Source organism: Methylobacter sp. S3L5C, from assembly GCF_022788635.1.
Lineage (GTDB): Bacteria > Pseudomonadota > Gammaproteobacteria > Methylococcales > Methylomonadaceae > Methylobacter_C.
Window position 1 is genome coordinate 407392 of the sequence record NZ_CP076024.1, and the last position, 26026, is coordinate 433417.

General features: G+C 41.4%; 20 protein-coding genes. 8 read left to right on the forward strand and 12 right to left on the reverse strand.

The window, feature by feature from the left end:
* Positions 1-116 precede the first annotated feature (116 nt).
* From proB to rplU, 4 genes are all read right to left on the reverse strand, one after another.
* Positions 117-1238 carry a glutamate 5-kinase gene (gene proB, locus KKZ03_RS01995; protein ID WP_243219734.1) on the reverse strand — a complete coding sequence of 374 codons (1122 nt, stop codon included), beginning with the start codon at positions 1236-1238 and terminating at the stop codon, positions 117-119.
* The gene (gene cgtA / locus KKZ03_RS02000; protein ID WP_243219735.1) at positions 1225-2259 is read right to left on the reverse strand and encodes an Obg family GTPase CgtA; all 1035 of its coding nucleotides are present in this window, start codon (positions 2257-2259) and stop codon (positions 1225-1227) included. The genes proB and cgtA overlap by 14 nt, the downstream gene beginning before the upstream one ends.
* A 144-nt stretch (positions 2260-2403) precedes the next feature.
* The gene (gene rpmA, locus KKZ03_RS02005) at positions 2404-2661 is read right to left on the reverse strand and encodes a 50S ribosomal protein L27 (RefSeq protein WP_243219736.1); all 258 of its coding nucleotides are present in this window, start codon (positions 2659-2661) and stop codon (positions 2404-2406) included.
* A gap of 19 nt (positions 2662-2680) precedes the next feature.
* On the reverse strand, positions 2681-2992 hold the full coding sequence (gene rplU, locus KKZ03_RS02010) for a 50S ribosomal protein L21 (RefSeq protein WP_243219737.1): 312 nt from the start codon (positions 2990-2992) through the stop codon (positions 2681-2683).
* 264 nt (positions 2993-3256) lie between these two features.
* Here rplU and ispB point away from each other — a divergent pair, with 264 nt between their 5' ends.
* On the forward strand, positions 3257-4267 hold the full coding sequence (ispB, locus tag KKZ03_RS02015) for an octaprenyl diphosphate synthase (RefSeq protein WP_243219738.1): 1011 nt from the start codon (positions 3257-3259) through the stop codon (positions 4265-4267).
* A 613-nt stretch (positions 4268-4880) separates the two neighbouring features.
* On the opposite strand, the gene KKZ03_RS02020 is transcribed toward ispB, so the two are convergent.
* Positions 4881-5636 carry an IS5 family transposase gene (locus KKZ03_RS02020; RefSeq protein ID WP_243217187.1) on the reverse strand — a complete coding sequence of 252 codons (756 nt, stop codon included), beginning with the start codon at positions 5634-5636 and terminating at the stop codon, positions 4881-4883.
* 887 nt (positions 5637-6523) lie between these two features.
* Here KKZ03_RS02020 and KKZ03_RS02025 point away from each other — a divergent pair.
* The 3 genes from KKZ03_RS02025 (at position 6524) to KKZ03_RS02035 (ending at position 12355) form a co-directional block, all read left to right on the forward strand.
* Complete coding sequence (locus KKZ03_RS02025; protein WP_243219739.1) at positions 6524-8977, forward strand: hypothetical protein; 2454 nt, start codon at positions 6524-6526, stop codon at positions 8975-8977.
* A gap of 648 nt (positions 8978-9625) precedes the next feature.
* Positions 9626-10780: an ATP-grasp domain-containing protein gene (locus tag KKZ03_RS02030; protein ID WP_243219740.1), complete on the forward strand. Its 1155-nt coding sequence runs from the start codon at positions 9626-9628 to the stop codon at positions 10778-10780.
* A 174-nt stretch (positions 10781-10954) separates the two neighbouring features.
* A complete protein-coding gene (locus KKZ03_RS02035) occupies positions 10955-12355 on the forward strand; it encodes an oligosaccharide flippase family protein (protein WP_243219741.1) in 1401 nt (466 codons plus the stop codon).
* Between the two features lie 67 nt (positions 12356-12422).
* On the opposite strand, the gene KKZ03_RS02040 is transcribed toward KKZ03_RS02035, so the two are convergent.
* The gene (locus tag KKZ03_RS02040) at positions 12423-12848 is read right to left on the reverse strand and encodes a hypothetical protein (protein ID WP_243219742.1); all 426 of its coding nucleotides are present in this window, start codon (positions 12846-12848) and stop codon (positions 12423-12425) included.
* Positions 12849-13343: 495 nt separating this feature from the next.
* On the opposite strand from KKZ03_RS02040, the gene KKZ03_RS02045 reads away from it, so the two are divergent.
* Together KKZ03_RS02045 and KKZ03_RS02050 are read left to right on the forward strand one after the other, a co-directional pair.
* Positions 13344-14609, forward strand: a complete 1266-nt coding sequence (locus KKZ03_RS02045) for a glycosyltransferase family 4 protein (RefSeq protein ID WP_243219743.1) — start codon at positions 13344-13346, stop codon at positions 14607-14609.
* Positions 14606-15841, forward strand: a complete 1236-nt coding sequence (locus KKZ03_RS02050; protein WP_243219744.1) for a glycosyltransferase family 4 protein — start codon at positions 14606-14608, stop codon at positions 15839-15841. Before KKZ03_RS02045 ends, KKZ03_RS02050 begins: the two co-directional genes overlap by 4 nt.
* Before the next feature lie 423 nt (positions 15842-16264).
* Here KKZ03_RS02050 and KKZ03_RS02055 read toward each other — a convergent pair whose 3' ends face one another.
* The 6 genes from KKZ03_RS02055 to KKZ03_RS02080 form a co-directional block, all read right to left on the reverse strand.
* A complete protein-coding gene (locus KKZ03_RS02055) occupies positions 16265-17476 on the reverse strand; it encodes an O-antigen ligase family protein (protein ID WP_243219745.1) in 1212 nt (403 codons plus the stop codon).
* A 178-nt stretch (positions 17477-17654) separates the two neighbouring features.
* Positions 17655-18233, reverse strand: coding sequence for an acyltransferase (locus KKZ03_RS02060; RefSeq protein ID WP_243219746.1), 579 nt, complete (start codon positions 18231-18233; stop codon positions 17655-17657).
* The gene (locus tag KKZ03_RS02065; protein WP_243219747.1) at positions 18230-19228 is read right to left on the reverse strand and encodes a glycosyltransferase family 2 protein; all 999 of its coding nucleotides are present in this window, start codon (positions 19226-19228) and stop codon (positions 18230-18232) included. Before KKZ03_RS02065 ends, KKZ03_RS02060 begins: the two co-directional genes overlap by 4 nt.
* The gene (locus KKZ03_RS02070) at positions 19225-20295 is read right to left on the reverse strand and encodes a glycosyltransferase family 4 protein (RefSeq protein ID WP_243219748.1); all 1071 of its coding nucleotides are present in this window, start codon (positions 20293-20295) and stop codon (positions 19225-19227) included. Before KKZ03_RS02070 ends, KKZ03_RS02065 begins: the two co-directional genes overlap by 4 nt.
* Positions 20285-22438, reverse strand: a complete 2154-nt coding sequence (locus KKZ03_RS02075; protein ID WP_243219749.1) for a chain length determinant protein — start codon at positions 22436-22438, stop codon at positions 20285-20287. Before KKZ03_RS02075 ends, KKZ03_RS02070 begins: the two co-directional genes overlap by 11 nt.
* Positions 22439-22441: 3 nt before the next feature.
* A complete protein-coding gene (locus tag KKZ03_RS02080) occupies positions 22442-23449 on the reverse strand; it encodes a polysaccharide biosynthesis/export family protein (RefSeq protein ID WP_243219750.1) in 1008 nt (335 codons plus the stop codon).
* Between the two features lie 413 nt (positions 23450-23862).
* Here KKZ03_RS02080 and KKZ03_RS02085 point away from each other — a divergent pair, with 413 nt between their 5' ends.
* Both KKZ03_RS02085 and KKZ03_RS02090 read left to right on the forward strand, forming a co-directional pair.
* A complete protein-coding gene (locus KKZ03_RS02085) occupies positions 23863-25059 on the forward strand; it encodes a glycosyltransferase family 2 protein (RefSeq protein ID WP_243219751.1) in 1197 nt (398 codons plus the stop codon).
* The gene (locus tag KKZ03_RS02090) at positions 25056-26024 is read left to right on the forward strand and encodes a glycosyltransferase family 2 protein (protein ID WP_243219752.1); all 969 of its coding nucleotides are present in this window, start codon (positions 25056-25058) and stop codon (positions 26022-26024) included. Before KKZ03_RS02085 ends, KKZ03_RS02090 begins: the two co-directional genes overlap by 4 nt.
* Positions 26025-26026 lie beyond the last annotated feature (2 nt).

Here is a 26026-nt window from a genome sequence, read left to right on the forward strand (position 1 = left end):
TTTAATGATTAAAGATTGTTGTTTGATCTGCTCCTGGAACAGATCAAACCGATGCTGGTTTTTTGCTTCTCAAACTGGCCTACCGCCTTTTTTGAACCTCGTCTTTCAACAAAATCCTAAACCAACACCATATTATCCCGGTGTATCATTTCCGAATCATCCGCATAACCGAGAATTTTCTCAAATTCCGAACTGCTCTTACCGGCTATTAATTGGGCATCCATATTGCCATAATTAACCAGTCCACGAGCAATCTCCAAGCCACTTTCATCCAGACAAGAGACCAATTCGCCCCGCTCAAACTGGCCTGAAACCGCTATAACACCAACAGCAAGCAGACTTTTACCGGCACCTTTTAATACCTTAACTGCGCCAGCATCAAGAACCAACTGCCCTTTAACTTGCAACTGACCGGCAAGCCAGCGCTTTCTTGCAACCAAAGGCTCAATATCCGGTAAAAAATAAGTTCCGAGATTAACGCCTGAAATTACTTCAGCAATGACATTATCAACGGCACCCGCCGCAACCACGGTTGCAGCACCTGATCTGGCTGCCAGGCGCGCCGCGCGGACTTTAGTATACATACCGCCCCGACCCAAGCCACTACGGCTATCACCGGCCATTTTTTCCAGTCGATCATCATTAACGCTAATCTCGGAAATTAATTTTGCGTCAGGATACAAACCAGGATCACCGGTAAATAAACCTTGTTGGTCGGTCAGAATAATTAATAACTCTGCCTCAACCAGATTGGCAACCAATGCCGCCAAAGTATCATTATCACCAAAACGAATTTCTTCAGTAGCAACGGCATCGTTTTCATTAATAACGGGCACTACGCCAAACTTTAACAAGGTCAATAAGGTGCTACGGGCATTTAAATAACGCTGCCGGTTAGACAAATCATCATGCGTTAGCAATACTTGCGCTGCCTGTAAGCCATGTTGCTGAAAATTATCATCAAAAGTTCGCACCAACCCCATCTGACCGACTGACGCTGCCGCTTGTAACTCATGCAACAGCTTTGGCCTTACCTTCAAGCCCAAACGACTCATACCCTCAGCCACTGAACCTGAAGAGACCAGCACCACATCAATTGATTGCTGCCTTAAGCCCGCCATTTGCTTAACCCAGGCAGTAATGGCCACTTTATCAAGCCCTAGTCCGCCTTTGGTTAGTAAAGAACTACCTATCTTTACAACAACTCGCTTAACATTGGTAAAATCATGCCTGCTCACTGTCGTTCCGTCGCTGTTCTTCCAAAAAGTTCATAATGGCAAACATTAAGTCTCTTGTACCCTTGCCATTAATTGCCGCTATTTTAAATACGGGAGCAGTCCAGCCCAATTCATCAACAATCGCTTGGCAACGCTCATCTATTTCATCATACGGCAATCTGTCAATTTTATTTAATACCAACCAACGCGGCTTATTGGCCAAATCATCACTCCATTTTTCAACTTCATGAATAATTTTTCTTGCTGCCTCTACCGGCGTATCCATACTCTCGTATGGCACTACATCCACCAGATGTAACAATAATCCGGTACGGGACAGATGCTTAAGAAATTGCAAACCGAGACCTGCACCTTCCGCTGCACCTTCAATAACACCCGGAATATCAGCAATAACAAAACTGCGCAAATCATCAACACTAACCACACCCAAATTAGGGTGCAAAGTGGTAAACGGGTAATCAGCGACTTTGGGTGTTGCCGATGATACCGAGCGTATCAAGCTGGATTTACCGGCGTTAGGCATTCCCAACAAGCCGACATCGGCAATTAAGGTCAACTCCAAAACAAGTACGCGATGCTCGCCTTCAGAACCTTTACTGGCTTTTTGCGGTGCCCTGTTAACACTACTTTTAAAACGGGTGTTACCCAAGCCATGAAATCCGCCTTTAGCAACCAGTAAAGTTTCGTCAACTTCAGTTAAATCACCAATAACTTCGCCGGTTTCCAAATCAGACACTTTCGTTCCCAGTGGAACCTGCACATAGCAGTCTTCACCTTTTCTACCGGTACAATTACGACTCATGCCATTTTGGCCACGCTGCGCCCTATGTACGGCATGATATCTAAAATCCACCAGTGTGTTGACATTCTCCACTGCAATTAAATAGACACTGCCGCCATCGCCGCCATCTCCGCCATCAGGTCCACCCATAGGGATATACTTTTCACGCCGAAAGCCAATAGTACCGTTACCACCATCACCCGCCTCTACACGAACTTCCGCTTCGTCAATAAATCTCATAACTTACACGCCGCCACACTTAAAAACCAACCGATAAAAACAAAAAAAGCCCCGTCATAAAGGACGGAGCTTTTTTAAATAAGTCGGGTTACGCCAAAGCGAACCCGACTTATATAAATACTTACTATAATGCAGCTATAAACTTTATGCAGCAACAATACTGATAAATTTACGGCTTTTAGGACCTTTAACTTCAAAAAGCACTCTACCATCTGCCGTAGCAAACAAGGTATGATCTTTTCCACATCCTACATTATTTCCTGGGTGAAACCGGGTTCCACGTTGACGAACAATAATGTGTCCTGCTGTCACCAACTCTCCACCGTAATGCTTAACGCCCAAGCGTTTTGCATTAGAATCACGTCCGTTACGGGTACTACCACCAGCTTTCTTATGAGCCATCTATATAACTCCTATTATCTTAAGCAGAAATGCCAGTAATCTGGATTTCTGTATAGTATTGACGATGCCCCATTTGTTTCATATGGTGCTTGCGTCTTCTGAATTTGATTATTTTGATTTTATCATGTCTACCTTGAGACAAAACAACCGCTGTAACCTTGCCGCCTTCAATAAAAGGCAGGCCGACTTTAACAGCGCCGTCTGTTTGAATCATTAGCACTTTATCAAATTCAATGCTGTCGCCTGTGCCCAGCTCCAGTTTTTCTATTTTTAAGTAAGTACCTTCTTCGACGCGGTACTGTTTACCACCTGTTTGAATTACCGCATACATCTGAGCAAGCTCCATCAAGCATTAATCTGTTAAAAGTTAACGGACAATTGTATTTTTAAACACAAGTCTAGTCAACTAAAATTTATACCAGCTAAGTAAATCTATCCATTTAGTGGCGACACAAGAAAGCTATCGACACCAGCATACTTTATTCAATAGCACGGGCAGTTAACTTTCTATTGGGTTATAATAACTCAATAAACTTGTATTTTATAGTTATGACTATGAAAAATAACCAAACCTTACGCAATCAGCACTAAATCAATGGCATCGCAATCACAATTACCTTCGAACACTCTGGCACCCATTGATTTTGACTTAATCAAAAATTTAACTGCCACTGAAGCCAAAGCAGTCGATCAGCTTATTATTAATGAGCTACATTCCGATGTTATTTTAATCAACCAGATGGGGCATTATATTGTCGGCAACGGTGGCAAAAGACTACGGCCCATGTTACTGTTGCTGGCTGCCAAAGCACTAGGCGGGGCTAACGATAACCATCTGATACTTGCAGCTGTCATTGAATTTATTCACACGGCGACACTGCTGCATGACGACGTTGTTGACGAATCCGATCTCAGGCGCGGCAAAGAATCGGCGAACGCCGTATGGGGCAATGCTGCCAGCGTATTAGTCGGCGATTACCTGTATTCCAGTGCCTTTGAAATGATGGTTCGCACCGGCAATATGCGTGTCATGGAAATTCTTTCAAAAACCACGACTGCCATTGCCGAAGGTGAGGTATTGCAGCTATTAAATTGTAATAACCCCGAAACAACAGAAGCAAAATATCTGGAAGTTATCGCCAGAAAAACAGCCATTTTATTCAGCGCCGCGACCAGATTAAGTGCCGTTTTGGCAGGAGCACCTGCCGAGACAGAAGAAAGCTTGGCAAAGTACGGACAGCACCTCGGCATTGCCTTTCAATTGATTGATGATGCTCTCGACTACAAAGCCAGCCAAGAAGATCTGGGCAAAAACCTCGGTGATGACTTGGCCGAAGGCAAACCAACCTTACCTTTAATTTACGCTATTCAAAAAGGCAATGAAACCGAAGCAAAAATAATCATTGATGCCATTAAAAATGGCGATCGTAATGCATTTAATGAAGTTTATACCATCGTGCAAAACACCAAAGCTATTGCTTATACCGAGCAACGCGCGGATGAAGAAGCTGTAAAAGCCATTAATGCTCTAAGTGTTTTACCAGCTTCTGAATACAAAGAAGCATTAACTCTATTAGCAAAATTTTCTGTTCAAAGAAATTATTAAAAAACATACACGAAATTACTTGAGCATTAGACTCCCTCATCGTAAACCTCTCACTGCAGGAAAAAAACGTAATATGTTCAAGGTATTTCATATAAATCACCAAAATATTCAGCAAATATACACTACAGATTCATTGCTTAAAAAATCAGGGACAAACATTTTCAGCCATTCAGAAACCAAAACCGGATCATTCAAGCAAAAAATAAATTTTTAAACTGAAATTTATTAGAAAAACAGATTAGCTAAAAAAAACAATACTATCAATCAAATATTATCTTCTCTTTACTCTAAAAATACCAAACCTGGTAGCGCTGACACCTCGTCAAACTGTAAACCAGGACTTTCCACCTAAGCGTATAACCTCCTCGTATTTTAAACAGTCGAAAAAATACTTTTCAACACGCCACCGACTTACCCAAACACTAAAAATAAATACCTCTGCCGCCATTATTAAATGGACCATATGTATACTTTTGGTTTTCCTGAGAAACAAACAATCCGCCTCATAACTTTTAAGCAGTACAGGCCCAAGAAATCCAAATAAAACATCGATTACCAACTTAAAATAGCAGATTAATGGAAAATATCAGGCACCCTAGGTTCTGTTGACGTTTCACCTCAGCCATAAAAGCACCGAGGAAAATGATAGCATCCCCATGTAATTAATAGCTTTTTTCTCATATCGTGTAGCAATTCTGCGATAGTGCTTGAGCTTACCGAACATACATTCAATGGCATGCCGCTCCTTATAATGCCAATAATCGCACTCAATATCTTCTTTTCGGTTCGATTTAGGTGGGATAACCGCTTTTATTTCACGACTGGCTAACCACTCCCGCAACTCGTTCGTGTCGTAGGCTTTGTCTGCTAAAACGGCTGAAGCATTAACATTTTCCAATAAAGATATGGCTTGCTTGCATTCAGCCTCCTGCCCGCCTGTCAGGATAAATTTGATGGGCATGCCCAAGCCATCACAAAGCGCGTGAATCTTACAACCAAATCCACCTTTGGAGCGCCCAAGTGCTTCATTCTCAGCAGAACTATATGCCGCTCCAGCTGCGCAGGCATGTGCTCTAATAACTGAACCATCCATGGAAACATCTTGTAAATCAGCGTCTTCAGCAAGATGACAGAGAATTTCACCCCATATGCCATTGATACACCAACGTGAAAAACGCTTGAAGATGCTATTCCATTTACCATACGTTGACGGTAATACACGCCACTGTGCTCCCGTACGTAATATCCACAAAATGGCATTAACAAACTGCCTGCAAATATCGGGTAAACCGATATGAACTCCAGGCAATTTTTTTAAGCTTGCCAAAATACGAGTCCACTCTTCATCACTTAATGTTATCCGCTTCATTTCATTCAAAACGACTTATTCTACCGGATTGGTGAAACGTCAACAGAACCTAGGACATTACAAAAAAACAACTGAACTGTTCATTTATATCTATACCTCCATCATCTTAAAATCTGTAAACACAGTATAAGCATTAAAAATGCTTGATAGCGGTAGTGGGCGAAAACTTTGATTATGCATAAAGCAATAGAAGTATCTGTCTTGGTGAATTAATAAACTGAGCCAGCTAAAAACTATAGAAAACACTATCTTTCACCCACTACCTGGTACTTGGCCAACAATGCAGCTAACTTTTCTTTGTTCATAGCCATTTTTACAACTGAAATTCATAAAGATTGGAAGAAAAAAAACAAAGGCCATATGCTCGACTTGAAAACCATATTTAAAACCCGAAAATACACGCGCAGCACTAACAACGCATTGTAGAAAAATAATAACACGTTTTTAATGGATGATCGTATTCTCCAAGGCCCATAAATGGGAGAATTCATACAATATCAACTTAAATTTGGCGAAGGCATTAATATAATTACAACTTGTTAATTGATTGTGGTATTTTATTGCAAATAAAAAACTGCAAATATAACAACACAATCAATTAAATAGTTTAAATACCCGAAAAGCAACTTAAATATTAACGCCTGAACTCACAAAAACCAGTTGCTTTTAAAATAGAAAACCGCAGCCTACTGGCTGGGCAAATTTTTTGGTCATTTTGACACACCCCATTTGCCCATTACAAGACAGCTTTATTTTTTTATTACCTTAAGTAAAAAATCGCAAATGTTACTTTGACACATTCAGAATAAATTAATGCAAGAGAAAACTCCAAATCATTTTCAACAAATACATTTTTAATGGTTTTTAAGCTTTACAAGGTAACCGAAATGAAAAATCCAAGCATAATTACATTTATATTACTGACGTCAGTCATTACTTTATCAACAATGGCATCCGCTGCAACCTCGCCGACCGTGTCTATTGTAGCTACGCCAACCACAATAACCTATGGTACAACTGCAACTATCAAATGGTCATCAACAAATGCAACTTCTTGTACTGCATCAAGTGGATGGTCTGGAACAAAAACTACATCTGGTACATTCGTAACACCAATACTAAATCAAGCCGTCACTTATAAAATAAGCTGTACCGGTAAAGGTGGCACAAAAGCAACCGCTACAACAGTATGGGTTCAGGCATCTACGTCAACACCTCCAACACTAACATTAACTGCTACTCCTGTTTCCATAGCCAATAACACCACATCAACTTTGGTATGGGCATCGACTAATGCAACATCTTGTGTAGCTTCCAATGGCTGGTATGGAAACCAATTAACCTCGGGCGCACTAACTGTAACTGCTTTGCCAAACACAACAACTTATACGTTGGCTTGTAAAGGACCAGGCGGTACGACTTCAAAGTCTGCGGTTGTTGTAGCAGCCACACTTCCACTTCCACTTCCACTTCCAGTCCTACCAATCATCACTTTAAGCGCCAGTCAGGCTTCAATAGCTAATGGAGCGACATCGGTATTAACCTGGTCCTCTACAAATGCGACATCATGTCTCGCATCAGGTGGTTGGACAGGAACGGAACCAACATCCGGAACCTTTATAACACCAGCGTTGACAACGACAACCTCCTATTCTTTGGCATGCGCAGGACTTGGTGGCTCAGCAATACAATCTACTACCATAACAGTCGCACCTTCTTCTGGCGGTAATGGATTATTATCTTCAGGTAGCGCCGGATCCAAGATGGGAATAAATATAAGTTGGATAAATGACTGGGGAAATAGAGACCTAACTTTTGTCGACATAATGAAGCAAGCACGCGGCTTTGCCACAGTATCAGCACCTTGGGACCCAACTAATAATCCTGCTCCTCTTGATGCTAAAGGCTGGCCAACAACTGATTTTGGGGTATATTTCATAACCAACCCTTCCGATCCATTGAGTCGACCGCTAACCACAACCTTTCCCAGCATGTTTGGCACCTATAAACTTAGCTTCACTGGCAAAGCAACTGTGAATGCATACAATTGCTGCAAAATCCAAAATGCAACATATAGTGCTACAAACAATACTACAACCGCTGATGTCGTCGTTGGGCCAACAGATGAGTTAGTTGCCCTTACCTTTACCAACACAACCAATGGAGCTCAGAATATCCAATTGTTGCGTCCTGGTTACCCCATCGGCACGACACAGATATTTACCTCGGAATTTTTAAAAGCGCTTTCGCCTTTTAGTACGATACGAGTTATGGAAGCGCTTTTAACCAATGGCAATCCTGGATCTACTTGGGCAGCTAGAAAGCTATCGACTGACCCTACTCAACAAGATTCAAGAGGTATTGCATGGGAATATGTGATCCAACTTGCCAATGCATCAGGTAAAGATATCTGGATTAATATTCCGGATAAAGTTGATTTGAACGATACAACAGCCAATAACTATGTTACACAACTAGCTACATTGATTAAAAACACACTTAAACCTGGTATCCATGTTTATGTTGAATACAGCAATGAGTTATGGAACAGTTCTTATGGATTTTCTCAAACAGCCGACAATACCGCAGCAGCTGTAGCCGAAGTAAAATCAGGCGCTGATGCTACCCTCAACTATGATAACGGCAACAATCAGTGGTACTGGGGATACCGAAGAGCTGCTCATCAAACTGTAAAAATCAGTCAATTGTTTGCCAATGTTTTCGGCCCATCGGCAATAAATACGACAATTCGACCTGTTTATATGTCTCAATATGTTCAGCCCTTTATAACACAAGATGCCTTGCTTTACCTGAATGCGAATTTTGGCGCGCCAAACAAGTACCTGTATGCTATAGGTGGAGCACCTTATTTTTCAACGCCCTCTAGTTATATAGACATTAATAGTTTGTTTACGTCACTTCTAGCAGGTATTAACGAAATCATGCCGGGATTTTCTGATCTCCCAGCCTATAATGGCGGGATTGTATACAGCGGTATTCAGTTTAAAAGTCTTGCTAATTATTACGGGCTAAAAAGCATAATGTATGAAGGTGGTCCGGACCTTAGCATTAACTCCAGTGCAGCGTTTGCCGAAACAGCTGCGGGGGACCATCGTATTAACCAAATGGTTCAGGCTCAATTAGCAAACTTTTTAGGCTGCGGAAACGACCTTTTTGTATATTATAAATTAGCGGGGCCTGCTGGAGACATGTTTGGAGCCTATGAAGACGTTACTGTACCCTCTGAAAAAAGCAAGGCACTTAATACAGTGGCAGCAACACCATTGACAAGCTATACAACCTGTTTACCAACAATGACTAATCAGCTATACATTCAATAAAATCTTGGTTACTTTAGGCGCTTCTTGGTAGTAGGCGATTGAGGAGCAATGAAACGGTTATGTTTAACTTTGCATAGCCGTTCTCGGACCAAAAAATTTGCTTCATTAAATTGATGTATTTCCTCCTACCTGACACCTAATTGAAATCAACCTAAATTCCATTAACCCTTCGATAAATCATTATTGAGTACAGTCAAAAAATTCAAAACAACGAAACTCTAATTTGCTCAGCTGATTTTCCAGATCAATAAGATTTAGTACGGGTAATAACTGATGATGTAAAGTTATTCAAAATTCCATATATATACTTTCAAATGAATTTAGCATGACTACACAAGAAGTGCATTACTGTTTTATAGTTCCCCAAGATGTATAGAGTCGCACTCTTCAGAAAGCCTGCAAATAAGTTTCCGATGCTTAGCTCATCTTAAGCCAATAAATCAGTTGCCAAGGTTGGTCACCTTAGTATTTTTGTATTTTTTCAATTCATAAAATTACTGAACACTTGAATTTACTCACCAATAAAACAGCAAGCCATTATTTTATATCTTTATTTTCTGTAAAATCCATTAATTTGTTATTTTTGATGGTAATAAATGAAAAAAATTTTGGCTAAAATTTTTGCAATGTAATTATCCAATTAAATTTATGCCAACAAAACAATTACAATTTGAAGTTTTATTGATCGCAGGAATTGACACTGTTGGTTTAGCACGATTTCCTTATTTATTACATAACGCAGGCTGCCGGGTAACTTTACTGGCACCGCCTGGTTTAGCAATAATCAAGTCTCGCCATGTCGACTGCTACCTGCATTCTTTGACTGAACCACAAGCTCTCGTCCTTCACCTGAAAGATTTACTGATCACACGACACCAACCTTTTGATCTGGTGATAGTTGGAGATGAACCGACCTTGATTGCAGTGGCTGAACATCGTGGCGAAACTTGGCTGGATAACTGGTTTCCAGTCGATCATCGCAGTGCTGCTGTTGATGTAATATTATCCAAATTGGCTTTCCAGCAAGCCGCGATAGCTGCCGGATTATCCATGCCATATTCCGAATTGTGCCAAGATTGGCCCGAAGTTGAAGCAGCGGTGCTACACACCGGTTATCCGGCGATGCTTAAGGCTTCAATTGGATTGAGCGGTTCTGGTGTACATAAGGTTTGTGATAGTAGCGAGCTTAAGTCGGCTTATGACCAGTTGGCACCGACTAATCAGCCATTGTTGGTGCAACAATTTTGCGAAGGTGCACTTGGTTCGACCGATGTGCTATTTGACCATGGGGTACCAATTTGTTGGCAGTCGTCGTATTCACTTCAGTGCTGGCCAACCCCTCTAGCCTCATCCAGCGCACGTGAACTGATGCAACACCCAGACATTGAAGCCATGCTTTTAGGAGTGGGCAAAATAACCGGGTATCATGGTTTTGCCGGGGTAGACTGGATTCACGAGGGTCCCCATTTATACCTACTGGAGCTGAACCCTCGTCCGACGCCAACTTACCATCTAAATAGACATTTCGGGGTTAACTTCAGCCATAGTTTGAATCAACTGCTATCTGGAGAGCATAAGGTCACCCCACCAAAGCTAATTGACCAACCGACACCACTGATCAGGTTATTTCCCCAAAGTCTGTATTGGGCGGTGAGTAACCGCGACTGGCGAAACTTCATTTTCTGTTGGAACGATGCGCCGTGGCGCGATCCCCTACTAATGGGCGCTTACCTTCGCCGCGTGCTGACCCATTTCTTGCCTGAATGCTGGCGCGAGAAGGCAAGCCGATGGCTACGAGGTTAAAGGGGGAAATATCTGATATACATTCGTCATAAAAAGTTAAATTTCTATATTATTGAATTTTTATAACAATCTGAATTTTTTGTAAAAAAAATTAAAATAACTATTAATGTTAACTATAAGAATAATTTATTTCATTTTTATTAAAATTAAACAAGCTAAAATGGATATAACGCAGTGACCAAAAAGTTAACTGACATCAATCAATCTCCAAATCAAGAAGCCAGCGATCAAGACTTGCAGGCTCTGAAAAAGGTCGCCACCCAAGGAGCCTTTTGGACGCTTGCAAATTATGGCTTAAGCCAAGCCCTTCGGTTCGGCAGCAATCTGATTTTGACGCATCTGTTATTCCCTGAACTCTTCGGGCTGATGTCCTTGGTTAACGTTGTTATTATGGGATTGGCTTTGTTCTCGGATATCGGAATAGGTATCAGCATCGTCCAAAGCAAACGCGGCAATGACCCGGATTTTCTCAATTCCGCATGGACCATACAAGTAATAAGAGGATTCTGGATCTGGATAGTCGCAGTTGTCATCGCGTATCCGGCCGCTGAACTCTACAAGACTCCCGAATTGATCTGGCTAATTCCGGTCATAGCAATAGATTCGGTCATCAGTGGATTCAATTCTACCGGATTGTTTACCAGTTATCGTAATATGGCAGTAAAAAAATTGGTCATTGTTGGGTTAGTTACCCAAATTATAGCCTTAGGAGTTATGATCACATGGGCTTGGCTATATCCATCGATTTGGGCCTTGATTACGGGAACAATTGTTTCTACGTTGGCTTACACGGTTTGGAGTCATTTTCTTATTCCAGGACAACATAGTCGATTCCGCTGGGATAAAACGGCTGTTAAGGAAATATTATCCTTTGGTAAATGGATCTTTATTTCAACCGCATTAACCTTTCTGGCCGGACAGGTCGATCGCATAATATTGGGGAAAATATTTTCACTTGAAATGCTAGGCGTTTACACCATCGCCTTAACTCTCTCAGATGTACCGAGGCAGATGGTCTCAGGTCTTAGTAGCAAAATCATCTTCCCAACCTTATCGCGTTTGGCGCATATTCCACGTCCTGAATTACGAAAACAATTACTGAATACCCGGAAACGTTTTTTGATGCTCCTGGCTCTCGGCCTGGCGATAATAGTCTCTTTTGGCGATCTGTTGATTCTGGCTCTTTATGACAAGCGCTATGACCAAGCTGCTTGGATGCTACCATTATTGGCTTTCGGCGTATGGCCCAATATGCTCTCGCAAACCGTTGATCAAGCGCTGTACGCCATTGGCAAACCCAGTTACGCCACAGTAGGCAACCTTTTCCGTTTTCTTTACAATATAATTGGCATTCCTCTGGGTTTCTTTCACTTCGGAATACTTGGAGCGATTATTGTTGTGGCCATGAATGACCTGCCGTTTTATTTTGTTATCGCTTTTGGTGTTTCGCGTGAAGGTTTATCGAGTATTCGCCAAGATATCCAAGCAACTCTAATTTTTGTTGGATTATTGGGGATTCTATTATATGGACGCTGGCTGTTGGGTTTTAGTTTACCCATTGCTGTCATTCTGTAATTTTTCTTCTGTAACGTTTATCTTGGCCACTAATTTATTATTTTCAAAACCAATCAAGTATCCTTTTTTAGATTAATTCTTTTTTTGATGAGCAGAATTCAATTTTGTGGCGATGCAAATCTGCGTTCGGGAAAAAATTAGATCCCCAACTTCTTTTAAACCAAAGTATTCCATTATTTAGCACAGGTGATGTTATGCTTAAGTGAAGACTGAAAATACCATACTGAATCGGTAACATGCACACATGATTGGTGCTACTCCAAAGTAAATGTGGAGTGACGATAATATCGGTATCAGTGTTAGCGAATTTTAATAGTGCTGTTTTGGTAAAAAGAAGGTTGAATAATCCCAAAAAATCAACCTTAACATCCTTGTTAAAAAAAGCAGTCGTTAAAAGTTCTCCACAACCTAAAAATAAAATATTAATCTGAGTATTGGTACCTAAAAGCGTGCCTGAAAAGTAAATAGCTTTAAAACCAGAACCTTTGATCACTTGTACCCAGAAGCGAAAATACCTTACAAAGGGTCGTAAAGTTAAAAAGCTTGAAACGTTGTTTATTACTTTTTATATATGATCTAAGTATTTATTACCAACATTTCAAATTTCCTGAATGTTATACTTCATGTTCTTTTAGCTTAACTGATATGAACCTAGATAAGCTAGGTTTTTTTCGTCAATAGATTAAGAGTTGACATAACCTTTATTATGGCTGCAAGGCTTGACTCAATAAACCTCGTTAAAATCAAGAAATAGAAACTTGAACATCGAGTTATAATAAATATAGGCGGGGGTTAATCTTTCAAAAAAGCATGCCGGAGCATAGATGACGAGCTCTGTAAAAGCGGGGGTAATTGAATTCAAATGCCAACGTTTGTAGGGTGGGGCGTTAGCACAAACCGCAATTTGACTCACTTATGCCGATTAATATTGTTTTGCCTCCATCTTTGTGTATTTTCTAAAATTCATTATAACCTATTATTTATAACCATGACTGAAGCACCCAAAATTCGCGTGTTACTTTCTGCCTATCAATGCGGTGCTGGTATGGGTTCTGTATCTCAGATTGGTTGGGAGTGGTATCAACGCTTAAGCAAGTCTTGTCAAGTCACGTTGCTGACACATGTGCGCAACCGCACTACACTGGAAGTCGCCGGTACGCCTCTGGACGATTCAAACGTCATTTTTATCGATACGGAATGGTTCGCCGGGCCACTTTATCACTTTGCATCGCGGTGTTTTCCACGCAGTGAACATCCAAAGTTTCTTATCGCCTCACTCGATTTTTTTGTTTATGACTGGATTGCAACGCGGCACTGCAAGCGCTTGCTTAAAACAGGCCATGCTTGGGATATAGTGCATGCAGTGACACCAGTGTCGCCGATGGCGGCAACACGTTTACATAAGCTGGGCATCCCGTTGATCCTTGGCCCTTGGAATGGAGGAATGGCTTCACCCAAAACATTCCCGGAAATTTTGAAAGCCGAGTCTGCATGGTTATATCCGGTACGCAATTTCGGGCGAGTAATAGACCTTTTCGTAGGATCCACACGCAATGCAACAATGATACTAACTGCAACACGTTCGACGTTGTCCGGCATACCTGCCTGTTACCGTGCTAAATGCCGTGTTTTACTTGAAAATGGTGTGGATTTACAGTTATTTAAAGCAGAATCCTGGCCTCCTGTTCCCTCGTATAACTTCCCCTTACGTATTGTCTTTGTCGGACGATTATTGCCCGTCAAGGGCGTTACGATGTTATTGGAAGCTTTAAAAACTCTGGATTTTCCTGTGCAACTCACTATTGTTGGAGAAGGTCCAGAAAAAAGTGTGTTAAAGACTATGGTCAATCAACTAGATCTGGCTAAAAAAGTTTTATTTACCGGTAACTTGCCTCTAGAAACGATTGCTCAATTCATGCAGCAAGCGCATGTATTTTGCCTGCCTTCAGTACGTGAATCAGGTGGTGCTGTTCTGCTAGAAGCAATGGCGGTCGCACGGCCGGTTATCGCCATCGATTTTGGTGGGCCTGCGGAAATTGTTGATGATGGTATCGGCATTAAATTACCGGCAACCGGTAAAGCCGATGTCGTGCAAGGACTTATCAAAGCACTGAAAAATGTGCGCGAACAACCGGATCTTTGGATCGCTCGCGGCCTGGAAGGTCGACGCCGGGTTGAAAATAACTATAGTTGGGACGCAAAAATCGCCACAGCCATCGGTTTTTATCGTGAATTACTGGAGCCAAAATCATGACCCACCGTATTGCTTATCTGGTCAGTCAATACCCTGCTTATTCCCATACCTTCATTTTACGTGAAGTACAGCAACTTCGACAACTGGGCGTTACGATTGTCGTCGCCTCTATCAATTTACCCGATCGCCCGTTAGATAAATTGACCAATGTTGAACGAAGTGAAGCCGAACAGACTTTTTACATCAAATCTAAAGGTATTTTAAAAGCAGCTCTCGCCTTGGGTAAAACACTGGCACTTAATCCAATCGGATTATTACGAGGTTTAAAACATATCATTAAATTGGGCGGTTGGGATGTTAAACGCTTGGTCTATCATGTTTTTTATTTGACTGAGGCGTTGCTGGTAGGGCAATGGATGCGATCACAAAATATAACACATCTGCATGTGCATTTTGCCACTCCGGCAGCTTCTGTCGGTATGCTGGTTAAAACAGTGTTTGGTTACAGTTTTTCTTTTACAGTTCATGGTCCTGACGAATTCTATGATGCAGCTGGCTATAATTTGCCTGAAAAGATTTTAGCCGCTGACTTTATTTTTTGCATCAGTCACTATGCACGCAGTCAAGTCATGAAATTGTCCCCTGTTGAGGCATGGTCAAAATTGGATGTATGCCGCTTAGGCGTAGATCCCCAACGATTTATTCCCGCACCTAAAAATAACCAAACCGAAAGCTGTAATTTACTCTGCGTCGGTCGCTTGACACAGGCTAAAGGCCAGGCGATTTTATTGGAATCCTTGGCACAGTTACAAAGCCAAGGTATTTCTGTAACACTTACCCTGGTAGGAATGGGGCCAGACGAAAAAAGCTTGCGCCAGTACGCCCAACGACTGGGAATTAGTCAGCAGGTAAAGTTCACCGGAGCTGTCGATCAGGATCATATTCTGGAATACTATAAGGCAACTGACATTTTTGTCTTACCCAGCTTTGCAGAAGGGTTACCTGTAGTATTAATGGAAGCTATGGCTATGGAAATTCCCTGTATAACAACGGCCATTACCGGCATTCCTGAACTCATTCTAAACGGGCAGGAAGGCCTGTTGGTAGCCGCATCTGATAGCGATGGATTGACTCAAGCTATCAAACAGTTAGTCGGCGATCAAGTGTTGCGACAACAATTGGGCAAGGCTGGAAGAGAACGAGTACTGTCTGACTACGATCTATATAAAAATGCCCAACATCTTTTTAAAAAATTAGATCAGCGTATCGATGCATTATCAGTAGCTGAATGACTTATGAAATTTTTGATCCAAGGCGAGCAATGAATCTTGGGTCTATAGAGTTCTCAGATAAATAATTTCCAAGTCACCACGACAAGCATTACGCAGTAATAGAAAAATTACTGCTTATTCTCTCCTCATACAACATTTTACTAACATTTTATAAATATGTTTTCAAAGTCCGATATAACGGAATCATAAAGATCTTCAAAGGCATTTTTTTACTACTTGGAAAATTATTTATCTGAAAGCCTATAGCTGACCATTACAGTCATTAACTAGTTGATTTTTATAGGCAGCGACTACACTCTGAATTTCTGCATTTTAAGCACGTATAAATAACATCCCATGAAGAGATTTTATCTGTACCATCGACATTATTTAGAATCTATAGAAGCTGTTTATGTTGTACTTTGTAATTAAATTCTGAGCGATTTAAAGCACTTTCTTAAATTTAAATTTACGTGTATCCGGTATGGATTTAATTTTGCCGTCACCCTGTTCACCATCCCATGTGCTGGTGCGTAAATAAGACTCAGATAAACCGGTAATTATAAAAAATAACGTGGAGCTCTGGTACATCATGGCAACTGTAGCAACGGCAATAAAATACATAAGGTAAATTGCAGCCAGAGTAAAAGCTAGTGAGCCACCTCGGGGCTCAGTAACCGGTCGAGACATGCCATGAATAATCAATCTACCCATCATGCCAAAAATTATAATTAATAATAAAGTGACCGCAATGACGCCATGGTTCAAATACGCCAATAAAAAGTGATTGTCGATTGATTCAAATCCATCGACTTTTGGCCATTTCATTAAGCCCCATCCCCACCACAAGTTGTCACTCGCAACATCCATATATTCAGCGACCAATTCATAGCGATACGCTGCGGTCTCTTGATTATCGTCTGTAGCATTTATACGACCGACTGACGCATAGTTTAAAAATGCAATCAGTAGTGGGATACCCACGAAAATCATTACTGATAGAACCGTTGTCATCGCTGCTCCACGTTTTTTCGAACGGCCAATAATCACAATGCCTGCTGCAATGATACCTGCTAACCACTGACCTTTACCTAGGGTCGACAACGCACCGCCTAAAATCATCAGGGTAAAAAGTTGTGCTGGAGTAACCAATGGAACCCAGGCCAATTGTTTAATTTTATGAGGCCATGCGTCAGACCACTGCAACCAGCGCTGCAAGCGATAACCGACAGCCATAATGATACCATCGATTAAACAGTGGCCATAGGGACCAGCAGCCCTTGCCAAACCGAAGCGAAAGGTAGTGATCCAACCCTGCCCTTGACCTGGGAAGAACATACCTAAATAGACATTCCATAAGTTATAGCCCATTTTATTCTCAAATAAATTCATTAAAAACACGGCAGATAAACACAGTACGATGCTTTTGGCAAAGTCATAGCGTGAGTTAAAGGGTTCAATCAGACTTTTAGCAAAAATATAGGGAAATAAAACAGATGTTAATTCAGTAAACATTAAATTTTGTGCGTCTGAATAGTCTGAAGCCAGAAATTCGGAATAAGACACGGCAAACGTATACATTCCAACCACTAAATCGGTATAACTAAACCGATAACCCGGAGCGCCTTTCATTAAAAATACCAAAAACAAGGCCAATGAGGCGCTTTGATTAAAATTTGGATCAGGAAAACCAGGGGTTATGGCATAATAATAATCAGGCAACAGGAGTAATATAGGGATATAAGCCCAGATGAAAGCTTTGGTTAACGATTGCTTCTGAGCAACGTAATAGACCCAAAACCCCGGCAAATAAGCAATGTAAGATAACATGAATCTAGGGTTTAATGACGTGCGCGGGTATGCCTACTGCCACAGCCCCAGCGGGTATATTTTTGGTAACAACAGCATTAGCACCAATTACAGCGCCTTCGCCAATGGTGACTCCACCCAAAATAGTCACTCCCCTACCAATCCAGGCATTGCGACAGATAATAACCGGTTTGCCCAGATGACCACTGTGTCGTACTGATCTACCCGTTGTTATTCTATGATTAGCATCACGAATACTTGAATACTCGCCGATCATTACCCCGTCTTCCAAAACGATCTTGGCAAAAGCCACTAAATGTACGCCGCGCGACAAAACCACATCATTGCCGATTTTGATACATCCGCTCTCTTGTGTTTCTAAATAAAGGTCGCGGTACAAATAAAGATTTTTTCCCAATGTTATTTGTCGGGTACCGTGTAATTCGGGCGTACTTAGCACCACTACAGAAGGATGAACGGCACCACTAAGTGCGCTGTTCAATCGGGCATTAGCCCATAACCGGTGCAAGGAGTCCAGTCGGTTACTGAGAGCTGCAAGCGGACGCAATACAGTGACAAGCACCTTCTTAATCACGTAGCTCATTTGTATTCGATTAACTCTTGCTGTTGATTTTTAAAACGATGATACCAATAACTTAGTTGCCCACAGGCAATTGGAATTTGTTGAAAATGGGAATGTATTCCATAAAGAAGTAACGTCATAGATGCCGCATTTTTCCAACGAGCTTTATAAGCGGAGCGCAGAATCAAAAATACATAACCTAAAATCAGACCTATAGACGGTAAAATACTACAAGTAATAACGCTCAGAGCAATTGTTCCCAGTAACAGAACAATTAATATGCTGGCGTGCATGGCATTGCGTCGGCATTCCTCTAACCAAAGTGGAAATGCTGTTGTTTTCATTCGCTGGGAAACTTCCGCATAAGCATGTCCCGCGCGTAATGCTCGTTTCCAATAGGCTTGAAACCGGGTCATTGCTAAATCGTGACGGGTCATCGGCTTATCAATATGAAGGATAACTTTGCCGGTTCCACGAATTCGTTGACATAATTCCGGCTCTTCTCCTGCGATCAAATCCTCACTAAAGCCGCCTGCTTCTTCCAGAACATTTCGGCGCATCAAAGCATCACCACCGCAAAAATCAGAAACACCGGGGGGATAAATCCAATCCAGATCAAGGACACGATTATATAAAGAATGTTCGGGATAATTTTCACGTCTATGTCCCCAAACTACCGCAACGCTTGGATCTTTCATTGCTTGCAAGGCGTTTTGTAAAAACTCCGGATGCAAAAGTGTATCGCCATCTAAAAATAAAATATTCGGCGCGGTTGCAGCGCGCCAACCTGCATTTCGTCCAAAAGCGGCGCAAGGACGTTGTGGCAGCACACGAAGCACCTTTGCTCCCAAAGACTCGGCCAATTCGGGACTACCATCCCGTGAATTTGAATCAACATAGATTAACTCTGTTTCGCCCCCTGGATTAATTATTTCTTTTACGGATTTTAGACAAGCAACTAAGCGCTGGCCTTCATTGCGTCCAATGACTACAACAGAAACCAAAGGAGTATTCATGATGCAATTACCTTATCAAACAACACCCGGTAATCATTTAATCTAGCGCTACCGGAATACTTCTGAAGCAAGCATTGATGGGCATTACTGGCTAATTTATTCAACTCATCAGCATTAACTGATTGCAAATCAGACAATTTCCGAGCTAAATCGTGAGCATCATTTGCCTGAAAATGAAGTCCTGATACACCCTCTTCAATTAATCCGGCTGCGCCGCCTTGATTAGGCAGCAATACCGGCACTCTTGCTGCCATCGCTTCCAAGATTGCCAAACCGAAAGGCTCAGTTGGGCACAAATGCAATAATAAGTCACTGCCAGCCAGTTCATTTTCAACCTGATCAGTAAAGCCTACAAAAGTCACATTAGGATGATTTTTCCGGGCACGCTCACGAAGCTTCTCAAAGTCCCAACCGGTTCCTAGCACACGTATATCAAGATTTTGTAATGATGGTGCAATATCCAGCACATCCAACAATAAATCCAGTCGCTTAATAGGATCGATCCGTGAGATGACCAATACCTTACGAATACCATCTATTTGGAATGGCGAACGTTGGGGAGCACTTGCAATTTGTTGATCAGGTAAGAAATTTTCCAATACCCTGATTTGTTGCCTACGAACACCATGAATCAATAAGCGTTCTTTGACATAGCCTGAAACCGCCACCAAAAGAATTGGTAAATAATTTAATACTTTTTTTCGGCCATAACTAAGCCGCTCATCGGTACCGCCATGGACTAAATGTAAATGTATATTCTTTAATCTGAACCAACTATTCCATACAATAAATAATAAAGAATGCGACACCCCCGTCGCACAAACAGCAATATGTCCGGTATTTTTTAAAAGTGAAGGCAGTTGCAGAAATAAATCCCATGCACTGCTAAATTCATATGTTTCTATACCTAGTGCTTGAGCCGCTCCGTGGACTGGCCCTGGCGGAGCCAATAATAGTGGCACAAGCTCATCACGTAAACCGTTTAAGGTTACCAAAGCCATACGTTCGGTACCATATAAATTACCGCTGTGCAATAAATATAGCAATCGGGCTTGCTTAATGATCATTGTTTTTCCTGAAATATCTGCCAAAAAAATTGGCCTCTGCTTGCTGTGACTGGGAATTGCCACCGGCTATTGAAGAATAGTATCCTCCTCCGTGAAAGATCTCCAAGCCTGTTACTACAAACCCCATTACTTTTGGATCTATACGTTCCAACAACTGTACAGCCCGCTTAATTTCACCTGGTTTAGCTTTTTTAGCCGCTATTAACAATAGTGTTATGTCGCTAATATTTGTAAAGAATTCCACATCTGCTGAAAACAAAATAGGCGCTGCATCTAATATGACTAACGGATATATTTCAGCAATTTTTTCTAACGCAATTTGCAAACGCTGATAGCCAAATAGTAAGTCTTTAGTTGATAAGCCAATAGAAATACGATCCGGGTAACTATCATTAGCAGGGCTAACAACTTCTGATATTGCAAGATTGGGATCAATAATCAAGCTTAACAATCCGCCCGCAGTATGCGTACTCACATAACGTTGATCCGGCTTTAATGGATTAACTTCAACGACAACGGCGCGCATATCTATATTTTTATAATCCATCGCTAAATCCATTGCTTGTGAAGTGACCTCGCTATTATGATTAACCGATGTCATTAAAATCAAGCTACTAGGCTTGCCATGCTGCTTGTGTTCTCGCAATAATGCCAATGCCAAACGCCGCCTCTGATCAGCTATAACTCTTAATGACCTATCGTCCTGTCCAGCATCCAAGAATGCGGCCAGTGGCTTATAACCAAGTATTTTTTCTGCTTGACCTACTGTTCTAATACGCCGATCCAGCATGTCTATAATAATAGGTACACCCAGAGCTGCAAGGAGTCCGGCTATTAGCGCTATGAATAATATTTTTTTACGGCCACCGCGAGTAGGTATTTCAGGCGGTCTTGCCATACTGTCCATGCGAATGGCACCAGGTGCTTTTGATTCTAACTCAAGAAAGCCAATACGGTTCTCGACTGATTCCAGTTGGTTATAATAACGTTTTATATCTTGATTCAGGGTTAACGCTTCATTGTAATAAGTCGAAAACCAAGCCGCATTTTTCTTTTGTGCAGTCATTTGATCTAGTAAGTCTTGCTCTATTTTGCGTGTTAAAGTGACTTTAGATCGCCGCTCTTCAACAAGCATGTGCTTAACATCCTTGGTTACCTGATCAGTGGCTTCAACAACCTCGAATTCAATTACTTCCAGTTGTTTTTTTATCAGGGCATATCCTGGATGTGATGGATCTAACCCACTTATTTGTTGAACCAACTCACTTCGGCGCTCGTACATATTGGCTTTTAAGCTGAATAAGCCCTGATCTTTATAAACTATATCAGCGACAACAGCATCAAGCGCTATTGATGCTTTTTTGGGATCGGTTGGATTTTCAAATAATAGCAAGCCAGCTTCTGCCGCCATACTACTTCGTTGTGCTTCAGAATAAGCCAACTGAGTATTAGCCAATAATTTATCGTAAGGGTTAGCCACGCCATCAACAAAAGTGGTAACACTTAGCTCTTGAGCCAGCGCTGCCAGACGATTTTTTCTTTCGGTGATAACGTTCTGAAATTTATCACGTTGCTCGTAAAGTACACTCACGCGTTCTTTGGATGCATAAATCGATTGCCCCTCATGCACTTTTTCAATATAGGTTTCTACTGTGGTATTAACTATATCAGCCAACCCCTCAGGTTTGTCAGACTCCAGAGTAACCGAAATTGAATAAGTGTCTTTTACGGGCAGGATGATCAAGGCGGCCTGCAGTCTTTCAGCTGCACGCCGATCGGTTTCGCTAGGTAATTGCCATACAAAACGCTTGTCGCCCATTTTTTTTAGTGCAGACAGTAAAATATCATAACGGGTAATAGTACTTGTTTGTTGATCAATGAACTGTTTGTATTGTTGGTAGGAAGCAAGCTCCTGTTCTTTATTCTCTTGCAAAATATTAGCTACACGCGGAGCAACATAAATCACCGCAGTACTTGAATAATAAGGCTTGCCTTTAAACCATGCGAAAGGAATGCCGAATATAACTATTGTAATAAAAACATACAAACTAATTCTAAAATGCTTCCGTAAGCTGACCCACGGCATTACTGCGCCGGTAGTAACCGATTCGTCAGCCTTGGATGATAGACTGGATTTAGTCATAAATTAAAGTCCCATCCCAATTGCACCAAACATAAGCAATGTAGCGAAGGGGTTAATTTGTTGAACAATGTAACCGATTTTACTGATGCCGCTATGTGGAACATAAATAATATCCCCTTCATTAATAGCGACATTGAGATTTTTCTGAGGGGCTAATATATCTGACATGTCAATTTTCATGTTAACGTTTGAACCCGGACGAATTAGATGTAATTCATTAAAATCGGCGTCTTTGGTAGGACCTCCAGCTTGACCCAAGGCATCCATAAATGACATTTGCGGCGTCAAACTAAATACTCCAGGATGATTGACGGCGCCCAAAACAAAAACAGAAGTATCAGTTGAATCAGGAATGTAAATAACGTCATTACGTTGCAAGGAGACATTTAAATTTGTATCGCCCGTTAATAAACGCGTTAAATCGATCCATAATATCTTATCGCCACGAATAATAGCGCAGCGTGTCAGTACCTGTTCTTTTCTTAACAAAGGCATGCCACCCGCTTGCGCTAAAATAGTCAGTAAATTAGGGGGGGTATTGAATAGTAACTCGCCTGGATGTTCAACCCGACCGATGATAGTGATACGATTTGAGTTGTAATGTTCCACTCGTACCGTCGTGTAAATATTCAAATAATAAGGCGAAAGTGCTTTATTAATAATCTCCGCAGCTTTTTCGCGAGTAAGGCTTCGCACCATAACAGATCCTACCACCGATAAAGAGATACGCCCATCGGGACCGATGCGTTGCATTCCGGACAACTCTGGCCGGCCTATCACTTCAATATTAATATCATCACCGTCATATAGCAGGTAATCTTCAACGTGTTTAGTTTCGACTTTAAATGCTTCAATTGCACTTGTTTCTGAAATACGTTTAGATCTATCAGGAACGTTAAAAGCCTTATCTGCTCCAGGAGTCGCATCCGGTATACTTTCCCATGCACCGCATGCCGACAGTAATAACAGGCAGAGCATGACAATTGAACGTAAACTAATAATTTTATTCATGGAATTCTAATTGTAAGTTGCATTATTTTTTTCATTTATTACTTTAGAAAGCGATTAAAGATTGCGTTTTCAGATTGTAGATTGTAGATTGTAGATTGTAGAAAGTAAATCATGTTATCATGTGTCCAATATATTTACCAAGCGTATAAAATCACTTAAAAGCCAAGCTTAATTTAGGTAAAAATATAGGTCGACGCAACATCATCATTATCTTTAGGACAAAACATAATGTCGTATAAAAGCATCATAAATTATGCAGTTTTTTTGTTAATTTCTATTAAAAATCATTCAATATAAAATATTAATGGATTTTTTTTAATAAAAATGTTGGTAATAATTGGTTTTATTTCAGTTAAAAATCACCAATATATAGATTCTTGATGTAAGAATTTTAATGAAATATGTGAGTTTGCATGATAACGACATTGTTTTTTTCCTTTATATTATTGGCAAAAATAGTAATACTTTGTTTAACTTTACCCGGCACAACTGAACTATTTGTTTTGACCATCGCCGCGCTACTCCAAAAAAAACATCCCGTTATAAATCGTTCAATTAGGAAATCATCTTTACCACGCCTGATTGTTGTTGTTCCCGCTCATAACGAAGCCGATGGCATTGCTGCATGTATAACTAATCTGCAAAGCAGTTTAAATCAAACTACTGGCTGCGATTTGATCATTATTGCCGATAATTGTCAGGATACAACCGCAGACATCGCGGAAAAGTCAGGTGCGCGGGTTTTAATACGTGAGGATAAGCTTAATCGCGGAAAAGGCTACGCGCTGAATTATGCATTTACACGCTTATTAGCTGAAAATTATGATGGTTTTTTAGTGATTGATGCCGACAGTCGTATTAATAGACAATTAATCAGAGATTTTCAATATGCCTTTGCACAAGGTGTTGATGCGCTGCAATGTCGTTATCGTATAGCAAACCCAGAGGACTCACGTCGATCCAGACTTCAATATATTGCCTGGCTGGCATTTAACGAATTACGTTTATTCGGTCGCGAAAAACTTGGAGTATCGGTAGGTATTTTGGGTAATGGCTTTGCGCTAAACCGTACCGTTCTTGAGGCGGTACCATACGAGGCTGGCTCTATTGCCGAAGATATGGAATATCACTTGCGCTTAGTCGCTGCGGGTTTCAAGGTGCACTTTCTGAATACCGCCATCGTTAGCTCAGATGCACCCAATCAAAATACTAACGCAGAGGTACAACGCACTCGTTGGGAAGGTGGGCGATTTCGGCTGATGATGGATCATGTACCCTCGCTATTCTTGAGAGTTTTACGTGGTCAATGGCGCTTACTGGAACCACTGGCCGAATTGCTATTGTTACCGTTGGCTTTTCATGTACTACTGTTATTTTTTGCCTTATTAATTCCTTGTCCACTGTTGCAATACTATGCAATTACCGGTTTATTGCTGGTAGTCGCTCATGTGATGATTGCCATTCGTTTTGGAGGTGGTGGATTTGAAGAAATTAAAGTACTGACTACTGTACCTTTTTATATTTTGTGGAAATTAACGTTACTGCCAAAATTGTGGCGTAATTCACGTAAAAATGCAGCGTGGCAACGCACCGATCGGGAGAACTCATGACGGTTTTATCAGTTTTTATAGTAACTTACAATAGCGCACCGCTACTACGCTCTTGTTTGGACAGTTTGCGAGCGCAAACACTGACTGGTAATTTTGAGGTTATCGTGGTGGATAACGCTTCTCGCGATGAATCCGTTGCTATTATTGAAGCCGAATATCCAGAGGTTCATTTGATTGTCAGTCCGGTTAATCTGGGTTTTGGCAATGCCAATAATCTTGCCCTTACCATCGCGAAAGGACGTTATCTTGTATTGCTCAATCCTGATGCAACATTAACTGCAGATACACTGGAACGATCCTTAATACATATGGAAGAAACTTCAGATGCGGGTATGGGCGGCGGACTTTTACAAGGTACGAAGACTGAATGGCAACCTTCGGCACGACTATTTCCTTCCCTATTAAACGATGGCTTAACCCTGTCAGGTTTGGCAAATCGCTATCCTGACTCTCGTTTTTTTGGACGATTTGATCGCTCGTGGGCAGATCCTTTAAAAGCGGTGGCTGTAGATTGGGTTCCCGGTGCGTTCGTAATTTTGCGCCGAAGTTTAGTAGCACAAATCAGCCTCTTCGATCCACGTTTTTTTCTTTATTATGAAGAAGTGGATTTATGTCGACGTATTCATCAAGCGGGTTTTAAGGTTTATTACTGGCCAGATCTGGTGATTACCCATGTTGGTGGTGCATCATCAGAAACGGTTGACGAATTGGTATTTGCAAGCTCAGGCAAGCAACTAACTTTATGGCGCATGCAAAGTCAAATTTTGTACTATCGCAAATGGCACGGCCTTATTTATAGCTGGCTGGCCAAAGTCTTGGAACAAATCTGGCATAGTTTACGAGCTTGGCGTAATACTAACCGCGCACCGGATAAAGCAGCAGAATCAAGACACATCGTGCAACTCTGGCGACAAGCATGGCAAGAGACTCACGGCGGTCTTATTTCTCCACATCAACCTTGGTAAAA

Excerpts from the sequence above, each read along its gene's own strand:
- cgtA (WP_243219735.1), bottom strand. The coding sequence starts at position 2,259 with ATGAGATTTATTGACGAAGCGGAAGTTCGTGTAGAGGCGGGTGATGGT.
- rpmA (WP_243219736.1), bottom strand. The coding sequence starts at position 2,661 with ATGGCTCATAAGAAAGCTGGTGGTAGTACCCGTAACGGACGTGATTCT.
- rplU (WP_243219737.1), bottom strand. The coding sequence starts at position 2,992 with ATGTATGCGGTAATTCAAACAGGTGGTAAACAGTACCGCGTCGAAGAA.
- ispB (WP_243219738.1), top strand. The coding sequence starts at position 3,257 with ATGGCATCGCAATCACAATTACCTTCGAACACTCTGGCACCCATTGAT.
- KKZ03_RS02020 (WP_243217187.1), bottom strand. The coding sequence starts at position 5,636 with ATGAAGCGGATAACATTAAGTGATGAAGAGTGGACTCGTATTTTGGCA.
- KKZ03_RS02025 (WP_243219739.1), top strand. The coding sequence starts at position 6,524 with ATGAAAAATCCAAGCATAATTACATTTATATTACTGACGTCAGTCATT.
- KKZ03_RS02030 (WP_243219740.1), top strand. The coding sequence starts at position 9,626 with ATGCCAACAAAACAATTACAATTTGAAGTTTTATTGATCGCAGGAATT.
- KKZ03_RS02045 (WP_243219743.1), top strand. The coding sequence starts at position 13,344 with ATGACTGAAGCACCCAAAATTCGCGTGTTACTTTCTGCCTATCAATGC.
- KKZ03_RS02050 (WP_243219744.1), top strand. The coding sequence starts at position 14,606 with ATGACCCACCGTATTGCTTATCTGGTCAGTCAATACCCTGCTTATTCC.
- KKZ03_RS02060 (WP_243219746.1), bottom strand. The coding sequence starts at position 18,233 with ATGAGCTACGTGATTAAGAAGGTGCTTGTCACTGTATTGCGTCCGCTT.
- KKZ03_RS02065 (WP_243219747.1), bottom strand. The coding sequence starts at position 19,228 with ATGAATACTCCTTTGGTTTCTGTTGTAGTCATTGGACGCAATGAAGGC.
- KKZ03_RS02070 (WP_243219748.1), bottom strand. The coding sequence starts at position 20,295 with ATGATCATTAAGCAAGCCCGATTGCTATATTTATTGCACAGCGGTAAT.
- KKZ03_RS02075 (WP_243219749.1), bottom strand. The coding sequence starts at position 22,438 with ATGACTAAATCCAGTCTATCATCCAAGGCTGACGAATCGGTTACTACC.
- KKZ03_RS02080 (WP_243219750.1), bottom strand. The coding sequence starts at position 23,449 with ATGAATAAAATTATTAGTTTACGTTCAATTGTCATGCTCTGCCTGTTA.
- KKZ03_RS02085 (WP_243219751.1), top strand. The coding sequence starts at position 23,863 with ATGATAACGACATTGTTTTTTTCCTTTATATTATTGGCAAAAATAGTA.
- KKZ03_RS02090 (WP_243219752.1), top strand. The coding sequence starts at position 25,056 with ATGACGGTTTTATCAGTTTTTATAGTAACTTACAATAGCGCACCGCTA.